Origin of the sequence: Lysobacter sp. 1R34A, from assembly GCF_051217035.1 — a bacterium.
Lineage (GTDB): Bacteria > Pseudomonadota > Gammaproteobacteria > Xanthomonadales > Xanthomonadaceae > Lysobacter.
Map to the genome: position 1 here is coordinate 12,400 of NZ_JBPKJP010000015.1, position 16,355 is coordinate 28,754.

Here is a 16,355-nt window from a genome sequence, read left to right on the forward strand (position 1 = left end):
TCGGGGCGTCCCCTGACCGCATCGGAGCCCGTCATGAACCTGCGCATCGCCTTCGCCGTCCTGTTCTCGGCCGCCGCGCTGATGGCCGGGAACGTCGACGCGAAGTCCCGCAACGTCACCGATCCCGACGCGCCGCGCGCCCTGCCCGAACAAGGCCCGGTCGCGGTGCGCTGGGAAGACCCGGCCAAATTCACCGAAATCCGCTACAGCCGCAATCGCTTCGAAGCCGAACGCGGTAACTGGGTCGAACAGCTCGCGCAGCACCTGCGCATGCGCGCGCAGAAGCGGTTGCCGGACGGGCAGCGGCTGGAAGTCGACATCGCCGACATCAAGCGCGCCGGCGACTTCGAACCCTGGCACGGCCCGCAGTTCGACGACACCCGGTTCATCCGCGAAATCTATCCGCCGCGCATCGTCCTGAACTTCAAGCGCCTGGACGCCAGCGGCCAGGTCGTCGAGGAAGGCGAGCGCACCTTGCGCGACCTGAGCTTCATGATGGGCGCGCGCAGCGTCAGCGACAGCGATCCGCTGCGTTACGAGAAGCGCCTGATCGACGACTGGCTGTCGCGGGAGCTGAAGGCACCGGGCGCCTGAGCGTTCGCGCCCCGAGCACATCCCGTTCCCTGTCCGCTCCGGGCTTGTGTAGGAGCGACCCAGGATCGCCACGCGCCCCGCACCCGCGACGCTATTGCGGTGGCGCGGTCGCGACTAACGTCGCTCCTACAGTGAAACGACCATCGCCCCGGATGCCTGGCATCCGGGGCGATGTTTTTTGGCCGGGCGACTGGCGCCGCCCGACGCCGGACCCGGAGGTGGCGGTCGAGTGGCAGCAACCGACCATGGCGCGGCCTGTCTGCGGGATTTACTGCTGAGGCGCGGCGTCCATGTCCGCATTCGGATCCATGTAGAAGATTTCCCAGGTATGGCCGTCGAGGTCTTCGTAGCTGCGCTGGTACATGAAACCGTAGTCCATCGGGTCCTTCGGGGTCACCGCACCGGCGGCGACGGCCTTTTCGACCAGCTCGTCGACCTTCTCGCGGCTCTCCGCCGACAGGCCGAGCAGGGCCTCCACGCTCTTGGAGGTGTCGCAGATCGACTTCTTGGTGAAACTCTGGAAGAACGGTTCGACCAGCAGCATCACGTAGATGTTCTCGCCGACGATCATGCAGGTGGCGTTTTCGTCGGTGAACTTGGCGTCGAAGGTATAGCCCAGCTGGGTATAGAAGGCGACCGCGCGGTCGAGGCTCTTGACGGCGAGGTTGACGAAGATCTTGGGATGCTCGGACATGGCGATTCCTTTATGGGACGAAGGGAGATTGGCTTGGCGGGCGGGTCGGGCAGGATCTCTTTACTGCCTGCTCCTTTCAACGACGAACCGGGAATGGGGCAATCGACACGTCCGCGAATTATTTTTTCGCTGGCCGCCCGGTCGGGCCCTTACCGCTCCCCTCGCCGGCGCCTGCCGCGGACGCGGTTGCTTCTGGGTAGGAGCGACGCGAGTCGCGACCGCGCCGATCAGCCTCGCTGCGCCATCGGCGGGGTCTCTGTAGGAGCGGCGTGAGCCGCGACCAAGGGGCGCGCACGGGCCGCACCGCCGAGGCCACTGGTCGAAGCCGTCAACTCTCGCGGGGTAGGAGCGACGCAAGTCGCGACCGCATTACATTGATCTCGCGACGTTGCTTGCCGAAGCCTCTGTAGAAGCGACGTGAGTCGCGACCGCGCAGGTGCCGATTGTTGCGTCCCTGGCCGCAGATCGTTAAAGCAACATCAAGGTCTAAAGCTTCCGTCCGCTGACGCGGCCGGGTTACTTTCTTTTGTCATAAGCAACAAAAGAAAGGTAACCAAAGAAAAATGCCTTTCTTTGAATCAAAAGCCCGCGCGATCGGTGCCGACGCAGGGATGCTCCAGACAGGCCATCCATGGCCTGCTTGCGCACGGCCCGCATCCCTGCGGGCCGCCCTACGGGTCTTCAATTGCCCGGCAAAGCGACAAAGCGGCAAAGCAGGTCAAAAACACGCCAACGGTGATGTGGCGTCGCGGCTGCTTTTGGGTAGGAGCGGCGCAAGCCGCGACCGCGCGGCTTCGGTCTCGCGACGAAGCGCGCATGGGCGTACGCATCGCGCCGCCCCACAGCAAAGCGGCCGCCCCAGACAGGAGCGGCCGCATCGTCGCATCGGATGGCATCAATCCTTTTCGGTACCGATCACCTTGCCGGTGTTCGGGTCGATCTTGACCTCCACGTCCTTGCCGTTCGGGCTGTCGGCTTCGGCGTTCCAGATGCCGTCCTCGTAGTCGACATCGTGGACATTGGTGTATCCGGCCGCGGCGAGAGCGGCACGCACGTCGCGTTCGCTCATGCGGGCGACCTGCTCGTTCGGGTATACGGTGCCGGTGCGCGGGTCGAGGCGGACTTGCACGCGATTGCCGTCGCCGCTGCGTGCGTCGGCATGCCAGACGCCATCGCCGAACTTGAGATCGTTGACCTTGGTATAGCCCTGTTCGGCCAGACGCGTGCGGATCTGGTGTTCGGTCAGGGCTTCGCTGCCTTGCGGCGATTGCGCGACGGCGGCGGGGATGCAAACCGCCAAGGCGAGCGCGAGCATGAGCGGCTTCATGGCGTACTCCTGTGCGTGGGGAGTCTCGATTTTCGACAGGCCACGAAAACGAGGCATGAACATCCACGCATTCATGCAGGAACCGGCGATGCGAGGCTCGGCACCGGTGTATCGACGATAAGCCACGCACGCGATTCGAACCGCGCTCACCAGGCTCTCACCCAGCCCTAACGATATCTTCAGCGGAACGAAACGATTTCGATTCCGCACCGCTTACCGGTCCGCACTACGAACATCGCTAGGCGGCATGGGGCTCAGTCGCGCTGCGCCGCCACCAGCAACAACATCGGCCGTTCGCGTTCTTCGTCCAGCGCCGGGATCTGCGCGACCTGGGCATCGCTCGGGCCCCATTCCTCGACATGGACGATACGCAACCCGGCGGCGATCAGGCCATTGAGATAGGTGCCGAGGGTGCGATGCACTTTGCGCACGTCCGGCGCGAACCAATGGGTGATGCGCGGCCCTTCGGCCTGGTAGCCGTTGATCGGCCAGGTTTTGCGGCCGTCGGCGTCGCTCGACCATCCCGGATGCGCGGGCGCGGTATAGATCGGGTGCTCGACCGAGAACAGCAAACGTCCGCCCGGAACCAACGCGCGGTGGACTCTTGCCCACAGGCCGGGCAGATCGTCGAGGTAATGCAAGGTCAGCGAGCTGTAGACGAGATCGAACGCGGCCGGATCGGGCTCGTACTCGTCCAGGTCGGCGCGGATATACGCGATCCCGGCATCCTGGGTAGTGGTTCGTGCGCGTTCGAGCATCTTCTCGGATACATCGACGCCGAGCACGCGCTCGGCGCCCTGCAGGCGCGCGTAGCGACAGAACCAACCATAGCCGCAGCCCAGGTCGATCACCCGGCGCCCGCGCAGCTCCGGCAACTGCGCCTGCAGCGCGGGCCATTCCGGTGCGCCGACCAAGCCTTCGATCGAGCGCCGCAGTTGCGAATAGCCCTCGAAGAAGGCCGGATCGTCGTAGATGTTCTGGGCCATGGCCGTCCGCTCCGATGCCGCCGCAGTATCGCGCAAGCCCTGTCTATAAAACGTTGCCGGCGGGGGACAGGAGCGGATCGCGCTGCGACCGGACGCAAAGGACGGCCGCGTGTGGACTGCGCCCCATTCACGCCGCCGCCGACCTCGCCAACAGACGTTCGAGCGCTGCATGCAACTGCGGATGCTCGGGCACGCGGATACCGAACTCGGAACGCAGCACCTCGATTACGGCGCCGGCGTCGGCCAGTTGGCGGCGCACGCTGTCTTCGCCCAGCCGGTGCACGGCGAAGCTGCCGTTGTTGAAGGTCTTGCGCAGGCCGGGACCGGTGCGGGCGACGAACAACTGGCCCAGGAAAGGCGATTCGGGATGGGTCGAGACGTACCAGTTGCCGACCTCGTAATCGATTTCGACCTGGGACTGCAGATCGAACACGTACATGGCCCGCCACTCGCCGGCGACCTGGGCGCGCAGGAGGTAGTGCCCATCGCGCGACTCGATGCGGTAGGGCTCGTGCGGCGTGGCCTGCGCGTCCTCGTCGTCCAGGCGCAGCGGCGCGGTCGGCACCATGCCGCCGAAACCGACGTCGGCGATATGGCGCACGCCATCGATGGTCACCAGCACCAGCAGATGGGTGCGCGCCGGCAGCGCGTCCTCGGGGCCGCCCATCAGCACCCGGCCGGTGATGCCGCGCGCGTCGTAGCCCAGTTGCTGCAGCAGGGCCAGGAACATCCGGTTGAGCTCGTAGCAATAGCCGCCGCGCCCCTCGTGCAACAGCTTGCGCTCCAGCGAGGCCAGGTCGATCGGCACCGGCATGCGCAACAAGGTCGCCAGGGTCTCGAACGGAAACTCGGCGGTGTGTCGCCGCTGCAGTTCGCGCAGGCTGTCCAAGGTCGGCGGCGGCGCGCGCTCGTAGCCGAGGCGTTGCAGGTAGAGGTCGATGTCTTGCAGGCGTGACGTCATCGCGGGCCCTCGATCGTGTTGACGAGCGGCCACGGTAAAGCCTCAAGTGCGATTGAGGTCAAGCGTGGTTTGCGCATTCGATCAACGCCGTTGCGCGAACGCAGCGTCTCGGCGAACGACCGCAAACCACGGCGTAAGGGCCGCCCGCTTGTTCACGGCCCATGCCCGGCCCGTGCATCGGCGGCGATGCACAGGCCGGGTTGCACGTCGCGCGGCTAGGCCGCCAGCGCAGCGTCGTACTCGGCCGCGAACCGCACCGACGGGCGCTCGCCGCAGCGCTTGATCCAGTCCTGCACTGCCGGGTCCGACGGCGCGCTGTCGGGGAACCACGCGAACGGCGACTGCAGCAGCAGGTCGGCGGCGGTGTAGTGGTCGCCCATCAGATAGGGCTGGTCGGCCAGCGCCTTGATCAGGCGCGCGTGCAGCTCCCGCGGGCCGCGGAACGTGGCGGTGGCGTAGGGATGGCTGATCCCGGCCGCTTCCAGCAGCAGCACCGGCTCGATCACACCGCCGTACCAGCTCAGCCACGACAGATAACGGCCGCGATCCTTGTCGCCGACCGCTGGGCCGAGCTTGCGGTGGGCGTACAGGTCGGTGAGGTAAAGGATGATCGCCGGACTCTCCCAGATCTCGACGCCGTCGTGGATCAACAACGGCACCTTGCCTTCCGGGTGCGGGTTGCGCGCATCGCCGTCGAAGGCCTGGCCGGATCGTTGGATATCGACGTGGCGGACGTCGACGTCGGCCAGCGCGTCGAGTTCCTTGAGCAGGCTGATGATGCGCGTCGAGCGGGAGTGCGGTGCGTGGATCAGAGTGAGCATGGGGACCTCGGAGTGATGGTTACCGGTCGTGTGCGGCAGGACCAAGGTAACCGCCATCGAGGACAGAATCGGTCCTCAATTGATTCCGGCCCGGATAATTCCTGCCGCCGGGGCGGGCCGACAGGAACGGCAACTCAGCCGCCCCTGCGACTCGCGGCAGCGCGGCGCCCGCCGCGGACGGCCGGCGTAGTCGGATGGCCGAAGTCTTCGGATACGAAGGCCGGCCGCGGCTACCGCGACCAGCGAGGCGCACGTGCGCCGATCAGGGCCGGGCTTGCACCGGCCGGTACTGCTTGTTGTCGCCGTAGGTCTTGCCCTTGGTATCGACGTTGGCGCACAGCCGTCCGTCGCACAGGGTCACGTCGGCCTGGTTGTACGCACGCAGCAGGTCGGCAGTGACCCGGTTCTCGTTGATGTCGGCGCGGTACTGCCACAGCAGCCAACCGCCGCCGGCCAGCAACAGCAGCACGCTGCCCAGGGCCGCCCCGACCACTTTCCAGATCAGCTGCTTGTGCAGCCACTCCATGCGCTTGAGCTGGGCAGCGAGCGACTGCGAGCCTTCCTGCAGCAGGCCGCCGGCATCCTGCAGACGGCGCTCGTAGGCGCCGACCGGCTGCGACAGACCGCTTTCCAGCTTGCCCATCACCGCGCCGGGCAGATTGCGCAGGCTCTCGTCGGCCGACTGCCGCACCACTCCGGGCACCTGCTGCGCGAGCTGCAGCAACTGCTGGTAGACCGCACGTTGGTGTTGTTCGATCTCTTCGCAGCGACGTTCGAACTGCTCCATCAGGGCCGCGGTCTTGCTGACCAGGCCCATCAACTCGTCCTGTTGCATCCAACCGCTCCTCGGTGCGATCTCAAACCGTGCCTGTATCTCTCGTGTCTGCTTCTTTAAGGTGCCGCTGCTTCATACCGGAAGCGCCGTCACGCCATGCGCGGCCCGCTGCGCACCGGCGACGCCTGCTCGGCCGTCTGCGCCTGCTGCTGCGCCGCCTGTTGGGCGAGCGCCTGCTCCTGCCGGTCCACCGTCGCCGCCGCTTCCTCGCGCAGCGCGCGCCCCGGTGGCGCCGACGCGGCATCCTGGGTCATCTGACGAAAGGTATCGCGGTCGCCGTTCTGCGACGCCGCCAGCATGCGGTCGAGGAAGGTCGAGGGGTCGCCGCTGATCGAGGTGGTGGCGTTGCGGAACGGGATGCCGGGACCGGACGGTTGCTGCCTGCCCGGATGGAGGTAGTCGGGAATGCTCTTGCCGGGCGCATAGGGATCGAGGTGCAGCGGCGACGAATGCCGTTGCGGCAGGGCCGGCGCATGGCGCTCTTCCCTGCGTCCCGGCTCGCCGGCCTTGACCGGGCCGCGAATGTCGTCGATCGCATCGCCGATCCGTTCGAGCGGATTGCGCGAAACATGGGTGACGCCCCGGCGGGTGGTTTCGACGTCGCCGCGGTACTTGTCGATCATCGGGTCGTACTGCTGCGCCAGACGCTGTGCCTGCGGATCGGCGAGTGCGGAGCGGTCGGGCTTGCCCTTGGCGTCCTCATTGAGGAAGTTGTGCATGCTGTGCGAGGTACCGACCATGTCCTTGACCGCGCCGGCCATGTTGCGCGCGTCGAACATACTGCGGGTGTTCTCGTAGCCGCGGTCCTTCATGCTCGCGATTTCCTGCGGCGTCGCGTAAACCTTGACCTTGCCGTAATGATCGCTGGCCGCGCTGACCGGGTCGCCCGCCATCACATGGTTGGTGATGCGGTTGCCGCCTTCCGGGATGCGATAGCCCAGGCTGACCGCGCCATAGGCATTGAAGGTCTCTCCGCGCAGGTCGTAGTGGTGGGCGGTGATCTGCGCCAGGGTGCCGCCGAGGGAGTGGCCGGTGACGGTAACCTCGGGGGCCGGCGGATTATCTCTGCCCATTTGTTTAGCTTCGTTGACCGCGTCCCGGGTCAGCGCAATCGCATCCTTGGCTTGGGCGTTAGTGCGATTCGTGGCCATGCGAGCATCGGTCAGACCGTCCTTGAGCATCTCGCGATCGAACTCGGTTCCACGATGAGCCACGACAATTTCGCCGGTATCGACACGCTGGTAAATCGTCCCCTGATAGCCGGACGGTTTGTCGACATGCTTTAGAACTTTGTACTCCACACCGCCGATTACATATTCCTTATCTTTCTCGCGCGCACGATAAGAATCGTCGGCGAGATCTGCGTATTGTTGGCTGTTAAGGCTCATGGCGTCCCTGCCTCTGGCGTCAGAGTGATAGTGAATAGTTGATCCTGAAGTTCAGGCTTAAACCTATTGCGATCCACTTTGCCGAACTCGGAGATATCTGAAGGCTCGCTGCCCGGATACTTGTACTTGGCATAGAAATTCGTACGCGCCTGCAGGGCGCGCACTTCCCTGCCCTGAAGATTCGCTACGAAACTGGTATCTGTGTTGGCACCGGTGGCTTTGAGTACAGCATTGAGAGTCGACAGCTCCCAATGACACACCCCCTTACCTAAATAATCCTCGTCGAGCATCGCATCGGCGTAAACCGTAGCGGCGTACGTAGTCTCGTCAATCTTGCTGTACTTGATCGGCAAGCTATACGACGGATTCATCGTTGCACCTGCAATGGGATCCGGTATGTACGTGCAATCTGGAGCCTCGTAATCGACTGACCCATCTATTACAGCGAACGGCCCCGGCGCGTCCGACACCTTGAGCACGATCTGATACGGCTGCTTGGGAACCGGATTGCGCTTGTACTTGGCCTCCATCTCAGCCGTCGAGGGAGCGGAATCGGGCGAGGATTTGTCGGAAGTCATTGCTGTCTCGGGAGCGCTACAGGCGGAAGTACTCAACGCCAGCAGAAGGCAAAAGGTGCGAAGCTCACCGCGCATCGATGCCTCCATGGCAAGAGATGATTAAGAAGCGGGCCGGCGGCGGCACCGCCATGGTCCCGCCCGGGTCAAGGACGGGCCTACGAGGCCGAGCCTACGTCAGGTGGGAGATCGCCGCAACGGCAACCGAAAGTTGCGATGGCCTTGCCAGTTGCGAGTGGTGCGACCGCCCAAGGGCATGCCGCAAGTTCTGTCCCTGCGCTCAGGGCGTCACCGCCACTGGCGTCAGGGTGGCGCTGAACAGTTGCCCCTGTAGTTCCGGCCTATACCAATTGGGATCGGCATTGCCCAAATCGCTGCGCTCAGACGGATCGTCGCCCGGATATTCGTCCTTTACGAAGTAGCTAGTCTGGGCCTTTGTCGCCCGCAACTCATCGCCGCTCAAACCCACGAGGTATTCGATGTCGGTTCTGGCGCCGGTGGCCCGGATCGAGGAAGTCACACTCATCAGCTGCCAGCGGCACACACCCGTGCCGAGATAATCCTCATCGAGCATGGCATCCGCATGAATCGTGGCGGCAAAGGTGTTCTCACCGATTTTGCTGAACTTGATCGGCAAGTAATGGGAGGGTTCCATCGGCACACCCGAGATCCCTTCGGCGATATAGCCGCAGTTCGGCGCCTCGTAGCGGATCGAGCCTTCGGCTTTGGCGAACGGCCCCGGCGCCTCCGCGACGCTAAGCGTGATCCGGTAGGCCTGCTTCGGCGCGGGGTTGCGGCGGTACTTCGCTTCGAGTTCCTTCGTCGTCGGGAACCCGGTGTCGTAGCAAGCGGACACTGTCGCCACCAGCAGCGCGACAAAGAGAAGGCGGACTATGGTGCGCATCGATGCCTCCATGGCAGGAAAGGTTCGGACTACGCGACGATGGCGATGACGCGCTGGTCTCGACTCAACGGTTCTTATGCCTCGAAGCCTACGTCAACCTAACCCGCGCAACAACGGCAACCGAAAGTATCGCTAACGGCGTCGGCGCGGCCCTTTCAAGCGACAAGTATTACGACTCGTGGAAGGCACATCGAACTTGATAGCACACAAAGGTCAGCGATCTGCAGGCTGAAGCCCGATTTCGTCAAGCCGCACCAGCAACCTCGCGTGCGCCGACTCCGGCAGCGGGTCTATCGTCACGACCAGGGCATGTAACCAAGGGTTGGCATGTGCGGTGACGAAGTCGAAATCGACGGCGCAGCGCTCGGCCTGGTCGTAGCTATCGTGCAAGGCCTCGACGATCGCGTCGCCGGCATCGTCGAAGTTGCCGGGCCCGAAGCGCTCCTCGATCGAACGCAAGGCGAAGCGGTAAGTGCGCGCGGTGACCGGCGGTGGCGGATGCATGGCGTGAGTGTCAGGCCAACGATGCGTGTCGCTGCGATGAGCGGGCCAGCGTGGCGGTTACCAGATCAGGTCGTCCGGCACCTGGAACTGTGCGTAGTACTCGTCGTCCTCGCTCGGCGGCGTGTCGGCCTTTGGCGCGGCGTGATCGAGCACGATCATCGACGGGTCGCGGGCATACACTTTTTCCGCGGCGGCGCGCGGCAGCAACTCGTAGCCCTGGTCGTGGCGCGCAATCACCAGGGCGCCGCTCGCCAGTTGCGTGCGCAACGCGGTGTTGATCAATACGTTCTTGATCTTGCCTTCGTCGGTGAAGCCATAGGCGATCTCGCCCTCGCGCTTGACCTTGTTGGTCTCGACGATCTGGCGGACCTGCGCGCGCAGCTCGTGCGCCTTCGCCTGCGCGTTGCGTTCGGCCGACAGCGCGCGGTCGCGCTCGGCGCGTTCGGCGCGCAGCCGCTCGCTCTCGATCTGTTCCGCGGTCGGCGCCGGCGGCGCCTTGCCCTGGCGCTGCTTGGCCTGCTCGCGCGCGACCTGGGCCACCTGGGCCTTCTTGACCAAGCCGGCCTTGAGCAATTGATCTTGCAGTGGATTTCGCATGGGACGCAGTTTAGTACGGCGGGCCGGGCGGCCGGAAGGCGAGCGCCATGCGCGCCGGACGCAGGCATGCCCGGCTCAGGATGGCCGGTGCGACCACTCCGGCCCGACAGCGACGCCCGCGCCCCTCAACCGCCCGCCATCTCGATCAACTTCGCCACCGTGTTCAAATTACGCGCGGTGCCGGCCTTCGCCGCGGGGATGACGAGCTTGGAATCGGCCATGCCGTCGCCGTAGTGCACGTAGATCTCGCGCTCGCCCAAAGCGATTTCCTCGCCGTTGCGGTGCCTGACCGTGTCCAGCGCATCGGCCGGCGGCGGCGCGTCCAGGAAAATCAGCACCGCCCGGTTCGGCGCGGCGCCCGCGAAGGGCTGTGCGGCCAGCGCGCGCGCCATCTCCGCGGCGGTGCGCAGGATCACCCCGACCGGCTTGCCCGCATACACGGCCAGGCGCTGCTCCAGGGCGGCCTGCGCGCGCTTGGCGGTCATGGCGGTGCGGAACACCACGTTGCCGCTGGCGATGTAGGTGCGTACGTCTTCGAAGCCGGCGTCCTCGCACATCGCACGCAGTTCGGCCATCGGCAGTTTTCCGGTGCCGCCGACATTCACGGCGCGCAGCAAGGCGATATAGGTGGGCATGGGCGGCAGGATACGGCAAGGCCCGCGCCTGTTCAGCCGGATGGGAGCCGAACGCAATGCAGCCTCCGCGCCACCGCCCCGGTCACGGGCGACGGCCGGCCGGTGCCCTGAACAAGCTCGGTGCCTCGACTTGCCATGCAACCGGCGTGGCCGGATCGCCGGGCCCACCGCGTTTCTTGTGACTGCGCTCCCACTTCCAGGCCCTCCGCCCGATTGGGACACGGCCCCGCCTGTCCAGGCAGTGCCGTTGGTCGCGCCGGCCGGCCGCCCCGAGTTCCTTCGTGCCGGCAGTCCACCTATAGTCGTCGAACTGAGGTCGCCCGGCAGGAAACGGCTGCGCCGGGCGGCTTACCCATCCGTCAGCCTTACAACGCCAAGGAGAATCTCTATGGCAGGCCCCGCTCCCACCGTCATCAACGGCGGCACCGTCCCGCCCGGCAGTCCGCCGCCCGACCTGTCGCGCAGCACGCCCGACGGCAAAGGCATCGTCTCGCAGGAACTGTTCCGCCAGGGCGACATCGTCATCAGCCGCGAGCAAGTGACCGGCGGCGACCAGTTCAGCGATCTGCTCGTCATCAACGGCGGCGCCGGCGACGACAACGTGCAGGTCAGCCAGCGCGCCAACGGCGTGCTCGACGTGCAGATCAACGGCCAGCCGTACGAGATCACCCTCGCCGCCCAGCAGCAGCTCGGCGTGCGCGGCGGCGACGGCAACGACATCATCCACGCCGGCCCCAACGTGCGCGTCAACATGGACGTGCAAGGCGGCAACGGCAACGACACCATCACCACCGGCCGCGGGCGCGATCGCGTCGACGGCGGCGACGGCAACGACACCATCAGCACCGGCCTGGGCCGTGACGACGTGTTCGGCAACACCGGCAACGACACGATCGACGCCGGCGGCGGCAACGACGTGGTCTACGGCGGCGACGGCGAAGACATCCTGCGCGGCGGCCAGGGCCGCGACTACCTCGAAGGCGGGCGCGGCAACGACACGCTCGAAGGCGGCCAGGGCAACGACATTCTGTCCGGCGGCCAGGACGCCGACATCCTGCGCGGCGGCCAGGGCAACGACCGCGTCTACACCGGCGCCGGCGCCGACACCGTCGACAACCGCGGCGGCCGCGACACCGTGTACGGCCAGGCCAGCGAAGACACCATCACCGCCGCCCGCGGCGCGCGCAACAACCAGATCGAAGTCGACATGAGCACCAACGTCGGCGCCACGGTCACCGTCGCCGCCGGCTCGTCGGATGCCTTCCGCCAGCGCGTGGAAGCCGACCTGGACATGCTGCGCTCGTCCAACAACGGCCGCGAAATGCTCAGCGAGCTGGACCGCAACGCCAGCCCCGCCATCGGCACCGGCCACAGCGTCAGCATCACCGAGCTGAGCAACGAGATGAACGGCTACGCCGGCCCCTCGCTGACCAACGACGCCTTCCTGCAGACCGACCCGGCCACCGGCGTGACCACGCGCGGCGCCGGCATGGACTCGGTGATCAGCTACAACCCCTCGTTCCACAGCGACTTCTTCGAAACGCCAACCGTGGTGCTGCACCACGAGATGTCGCACGCCTACAACATCACCGGCGGCACCCTGCAGCAGGGCGTGTACAGCGGCACCGGCCCGGACTCGGGCAGCGTGCGCAACTTCGAGCGCCAGGCCGTCGGTCTGGACAACAGCGGCGTCGCCTTCGACTTCGACCACAACGCGGCCACGCCGGATACCAAGACCAACCCGCGCAACCTGACCGAAAACGGCATGCGCGACGAGATGGGCCTGACGCGACGTCCGGACTACAGCGTCGACGCCAAGAGCGCGTTCTCCGCCCCGGGCAACCCCAGCGCGACCGGCGCCGGTCCCAACGGCGGGCACAACCACAGCCACGCCCACCTGGACGCGCTGTTGCAGGCGATGGAATCCGGCGACCGCAGCGCCGCCCGCGACGCCACCCGCGCCCTCGCCGAGCAGGCGCCCGGCCAGTCCATGCGCCACGAAGCCATCCACGCCGTCGACCGCCAGGAACAACAAGCCCAGGCGCAAGCGCAGGCCCAGGCGCAGCAGCAACAAGCCGAACCGGCCCAGAGCGCCGGCGGCATGCGCCGATGAGCGACCGCCGCACGCAGGCACCCAGCCTGGGCGGCGCGACCCCACCCACCTGCAAACCACCGATCCATGCCGAGGCCCGCCCGATGACAGCGAACCACACGACCGCCGCCCGCCCGCGATACGCGCTCAAGGCCTCCGCCGTGTTCGCCGCCTCGCTGGCCGCCGCCTGCGCGCATGGCCTACCGCATCCTGCAGAAGAATCCCGAATGAACGCCCAGCCCGACACCACCACCGCCACCGCCGACACCCGCCTGCGCGTGCAGGACGGCCAGGAAGCGAGCCTGCATACCGAGTTCCACTACAGCGCCGACGCCAACACCGTGCTGGTGCGCTACCGCCTGCGCAACGGCAGCGCCGACCGCGCCCTGGCCGTGTTCGATCGCGGCGTCTACGGCGACCGCGCGGGCGCCGCCTTCAACCCCGGCCCGGTCGGCGCACCGCGCGTCGAACAACAGGCCGACGGCACCGTCCTGCTGCACGGCCCCGGCCCCGCCCCGGCCACCGCTGCGATGGACCCGCTGGGCGCCGCCCCGCTCGCCGTCGAACTCAAGCCCGGCGGCGAACTGGCCGACCAGTTCGTCCACCGCTTCACCGACGGCACGCCCAAGCGCCTGCGCTGGTGCGTCGCGGTGGCCGCGTTCGACGAAAAGCAGTTCCGCAACCCGGTCAAGACCGACCACGGCCCCATCTGGACCGCGGCCGGCGATACCAGCGCCGGCCGCCAGCTGCTGTGCACCCCGTGGTACGACGTGGGGACGGCACGGTTTGTTGAGTGACTAAGCGATAGAACCGCGATAGATACGAATCGGGCCGCGAAAGCGGCCCGTTTTTTTGGGGATGACGCGTAGTCGCTAGGGGCAAGGCCTCAGCAGCGAACCGATGCATCGTCAGCCACCGAGATGCGTCTTATCGACTCATCCCAGACGACTTCTGCACTTCCTCTTGCGCCTGATAGTTCTGCTGCGCGCTGAGCGCCTGCTGCGCCGACCGCTCGTTCAGTGCCTCGACCTTCTGGAACGACGCGGCCTCAGGTGTCTGCACCGCGGCCTCGGTCTTCATATGCGCTCGGACATGAGCAGGATCGTCCAATCGCCCTTGCACGATGAAGACGTTCTCCCCAGCTGCAACTTGGTCGGTCTTCTGACTGAAGACCACGTGGTCGACCCTGGTGACGCCGCTGTCCTTCGCCAGCGACAACAGGCTGGCGCTCAAGCGTTCGCTAACCTGATCCCAGCTGCGACCGTTGACGCGATCCTGCTCCTTCACCTGCGCGACGATCTGCGAGTACAGCGTGTGGTCGGGATGGCCCGGCTGGGAGGGATTCGGCTTGACATGGTCTTTGTTGACTACGTCGCCGGCGAGGATCTCGGGATCGATCGGGACATGCTCGTAACGGTTAAGACCCGTCTCAGTATGGTCGAAATGCCGTAGCGCCGGCGGCGACTGACTGGTGTCGTAATAAGCCTGGGGCCGTTCCGGGTGCGGATCGATCTCAAGCCCCAAACGCTCGATCAAGCGTTCATCCAGACGCAGCTGCGCCATGTTGATCTGCATCTGCGGCTCGACGCCATCGACCGAATGCGCGTGCTTACGATCGATCGTGATGGCACGCTGGATGGCGTTACGACCGTAGTAGTTGGGGTAGTCGGCCTCTCTATGTGGGCCCAAGCTCGACGTCTGTTGCAGAGGTATTCCCGGCGTACCATCAGGATGTTTATCGAAGTAATGCCTTCCCATCGCGACAATATTTTCGGGAGTCTGAGACAAGGAAAGATCTGGATTGAAGACCAGACCCGGCTTAGGGGAGGCTTTCTGCGCGACGATATCGTAGTCAACGAAATCCCTGACTTGGTTTACTGGGATTTTTGACATCACAGCCAAATCGACCGACGGCTTGATTTGCTGCGTGCTACTCAGAACGGCATTCCAGCCTGCGATCTCGGCCTTTGACTCATCTTCTCGGCCTGCTTGAACCAACTTCTCAATAGGCAGGGTGTAATCGTTGATCGGATTGCTATCCCGTGCAATTTTCCGGACCTCCGAATCGAACACCCGGTAGGCAGCCTGCTTTTCGGCATGATTGAATCCATGCTGAGTTTCATGGCCGAGCACGAAGGTCAATGAGCCAACGTTGAACCTTCCAGCGGGGTTGGCTGCAGTCTTACTTTGAAGGCTCGATGCGGGGAGATTCATGGTCTGAGTAGAGCCATCGTAAGTACCACCCGCTCCAGTTCCTGGCGCCATCACCGCGAATTGCTTCAAATGACCGGCCGCAGTGGCCGCCTTCATTTGGTCAGCCAATACAGGTGAGCCGTTAATCGTACGCTGAAGATTGTCGACCATTTCCTGGCTGACGGTGGCCGGCTGGTTCGCCGCATCTGTATAGCTGCTATGCGCAAAACGTACTGACATGTCCTGAATACGTAGCGCGCCGGCAAGGTTCGGACTCGGCTCTTTGCCTGCTTCGCGGAAGCCCGAAGCGGGCAACATGATCATCCCGGACTGTATGTCGTACGCACCAACAAGGTTGTCTCTTGTGATGTGAAATGCGAACCCTTTTAGCCGCCCAGCCTCGGCCTCCTTATTCAAGCTTCGCAGCAGACTCGAATCCGCATCAATCGCAGCATACAGTTGCGCCACTTGGTCACTATTCGCGCCCGATGTGGCGCCGAACCTATCAATCGCTGCCTGAAGTTCCCTATTCGGCCTGGCCATAGTCAATCCACCGAATGTATCGCGACCGACTTAACACAAGAACGCGGCAACGCTCCTTCGCTTGCAATGCGCTCCCTCCTCTCGGTGACGATAACTTGCACCTCGGGCCGATAGAAGCTGTAGTCAATCGCTCGGCCTATTTCGTCATGCGAAGTCGTCATGGTGAAGCCGATCTTCTTCAGCGAGTCTGCGTAATCATCGAAGCTAAGGCCGCACACTGGCGTCATATCCGCCTGTTCATTCGCCGGGTTCGCAAAGTCGTAACGAACAGTCTTCAGCTTCGCTTCCGCATCTTCGAAATAGGAAAGCGCGTAGTGCCAGCCAGAGTCCGGCAGATACAGTCCGAACACATATGCCCTACCATCTGGGGCATATCGAAGGGGGAGCTTGGTTTGCTCGAGGACTCGATCCAGAGTCAGCTCCTCAATCGTTTTCAACCCGTCGACCAACTTCAGGAGACGCCGCCCCATTTCCTCAGGCGTGATCTCCGGGTAGTCGCTCGCAGGATGCGGCTTATAGGACTCAGTTGAGCTCACGTCGGAGGCCCCCTTGGCAAATGGCTGATCTATTGGGCTAACGGGCGCTGCATGGGTGCAAGCACTCAAAATTGTGCAACTAGCAGCCAGCAGCAGCCTGACGATCGAAGGATGATTTAGGTGCTTCATGAGTTCTGACTTGGCCATACGTTATTGATCCGAACGAGTAA

The 16,355-nt window shown here is 64.7% G+C and carries 17 protein-coding genes; 3 read left to right on the top strand and 14 right to left on the bottom strand.

Annotated elements, in window-relative coordinates; all coding sequences use genetic code 11:
• The first annotated feature begins 33 nt into the window (after window positions 1-33).
• Window positions 34-594: a DUF3016 domain-containing protein gene (locus ACSAMQ_RS06535; protein WP_435394882.1), complete on the top strand. Its 561-nt coding sequence runs from the start codon at window positions 34-36 to the stop codon at window positions 592-594.
• Window positions 595-862: 268 nt separating this feature from the next.
• On the opposite strand, the gene ACSAMQ_RS06540 is transcribed toward ACSAMQ_RS06535, so the two are convergent.
• The 12 genes from ACSAMQ_RS06540 to ACSAMQ_RS06595 all read right to left on the bottom strand — a co-directional run bounded on the left by ACSAMQ_RS06540 (window position 863) and on the right by ACSAMQ_RS06595 (window position 10,821).
• A complete protein-coding gene (locus ACSAMQ_RS06540) occupies window positions 863-1,288 on the bottom strand; it encodes a VOC family protein (RefSeq protein WP_435394883.1) in 426 nt (141 codons plus the stop codon).
• 895 nt (window positions 1,289-2,183) lie between these two features.
• Window positions 2,184-2,615: a PepSY domain-containing protein gene (locus tag ACSAMQ_RS06545; protein ID WP_435394884.1), complete on the bottom strand. Its 432-nt coding sequence runs from the start codon at window positions 2,613-2,615 to the stop codon at window positions 2,184-2,186.
• Between the two features lie 254 nt (window positions 2,616-2,869).
• Complete coding sequence (locus ACSAMQ_RS06550) at window positions 2,870-3,601, bottom strand: class I SAM-dependent methyltransferase (protein WP_435394885.1); 732 nt, start codon at window positions 3,599-3,601, stop codon at window positions 2,870-2,872.
• 127 nt (window positions 3,602-3,728) lie between these two features.
• Window positions 3,729-4,562 (bottom strand): arylamine N-acetyltransferase family protein, encoded by an 834-nt coding sequence (locus tag ACSAMQ_RS06555; RefSeq protein ID WP_435394886.1) that lies wholly within the window; start codon window positions 4,560-4,562, stop codon window positions 3,729-3,731.
• Window positions 4,563-4,777: 215 nt separating this feature from the next.
• Window positions 4,778-5,383 carry a glutathione S-transferase family protein gene (locus ACSAMQ_RS06560; RefSeq protein WP_435394887.1) on the bottom strand — a complete coding sequence of 202 codons (606 nt, stop codon included), beginning with the start codon at window positions 5,381-5,383 and terminating at the stop codon, window positions 4,778-4,780.
• Between the two features lie 262 nt (window positions 5,384-5,645).
• Window positions 5,646-6,218 carry a relaxation protein gene (locus tag ACSAMQ_RS06565; RefSeq protein ID WP_435394888.1) on the bottom strand — a complete coding sequence of 191 codons (573 nt, stop codon included), beginning with the start codon at window positions 6,216-6,218 and terminating at the stop codon, window positions 5,646-5,648.
• A gap of 89 nt (window positions 6,219-6,307) precedes the next feature.
• Window positions 6,308-7,606 carry a lipase family protein gene (locus ACSAMQ_RS06570; protein ID WP_435394889.1) on the bottom strand — a complete coding sequence of 433 codons (1,299 nt, stop codon included), beginning with the start codon at window positions 7,604-7,606 and terminating at the stop codon, window positions 6,308-6,310.
• Complete coding sequence (locus tag ACSAMQ_RS06575; protein ID WP_435394890.1) at window positions 7,603-8,184, bottom strand: hypothetical protein; 582 nt, start codon at window positions 8,182-8,184, stop codon at window positions 7,603-7,605. The genes ACSAMQ_RS06570 and ACSAMQ_RS06575 overlap by 4 nt, the downstream gene beginning before the upstream one ends.
• A gap of 277 nt (window positions 8,185-8,461) precedes the next feature.
• Window positions 8,462-9,085 carry a hypothetical protein gene (locus ACSAMQ_RS06580; protein ID WP_435394891.1) on the bottom strand — a complete coding sequence of 208 codons (624 nt, stop codon included), beginning with the start codon at window positions 9,083-9,085 and terminating at the stop codon, window positions 8,462-8,464.
• Between the two features lie 213 nt (window positions 9,086-9,298).
• On the bottom strand, window positions 9,299-9,589 hold the full coding sequence (locus ACSAMQ_RS06585; RefSeq protein WP_435394892.1) for a hypothetical protein: 291 nt from the start codon (window positions 9,587-9,589) through the stop codon (window positions 9,299-9,301).
• A 57-nt stretch (window positions 9,590-9,646) separates the two neighbouring features.
• The gene (locus ACSAMQ_RS06590) at window positions 9,647-10,186 is read right to left on the bottom strand and encodes a DUF2058 domain-containing protein (RefSeq protein ID WP_435394893.1); all 540 of its coding nucleotides are present in this window, start codon (window positions 10,184-10,186) and stop codon (window positions 9,647-9,649) included.
• A gap of 125 nt (window positions 10,187-10,311) precedes the next feature.
• Window positions 10,312-10,821 (bottom strand): DUF1697 domain-containing protein, encoded by a 510-nt coding sequence (locus tag ACSAMQ_RS06595; protein WP_435394894.1) that lies wholly within the window; start codon window positions 10,819-10,821, stop codon window positions 10,312-10,314.
• 388 nt (window positions 10,822-11,209) lie between these two features.
• Between ACSAMQ_RS06595 and ACSAMQ_RS06600 the strand changes: the two genes are divergently transcribed.
• Complete coding sequence (locus tag ACSAMQ_RS06600; RefSeq protein ID WP_435394895.1) at window positions 11,210-12,934, top strand: M91 family zinc metallopeptidase; 1,725 nt, start codon at window positions 11,210-11,212, stop codon at window positions 12,932-12,934.
• A gap of 206 nt (window positions 12,935-13,140) precedes the next feature.
• Complete coding sequence (locus ACSAMQ_RS06605; protein ID WP_435394896.1) at window positions 13,141-13,710, top strand: hypothetical protein; 570 nt, start codon at window positions 13,141-13,143, stop codon at window positions 13,708-13,710.
• A gap of 130 nt (window positions 13,711-13,840) precedes the next feature.
• On the opposite strand, the gene ACSAMQ_RS06610 is transcribed toward ACSAMQ_RS06605, so the two are convergent.
• Both ACSAMQ_RS06610 and ACSAMQ_RS06615 read right to left on the bottom strand, forming a co-directional pair.
• On the bottom strand, window positions 13,841-15,649 hold the full coding sequence (locus ACSAMQ_RS06610; RefSeq protein ID WP_435394897.1) for an XVIPCD domain-containing protein: 1,809 nt from the start codon (window positions 15,647-15,649) through the stop codon (window positions 13,841-13,843).
• A 2-nt stretch (window positions 15,650-15,651) separates the two neighbouring features.
• Entirely contained in the window at window positions 15,652-16,332 is a 681-nt protein-coding gene (locus tag ACSAMQ_RS06615) for a hypothetical protein (RefSeq protein WP_223621416.1), read from the bottom strand.
• Window positions 16,333-16,355 lie beyond the last annotated feature (23 nt).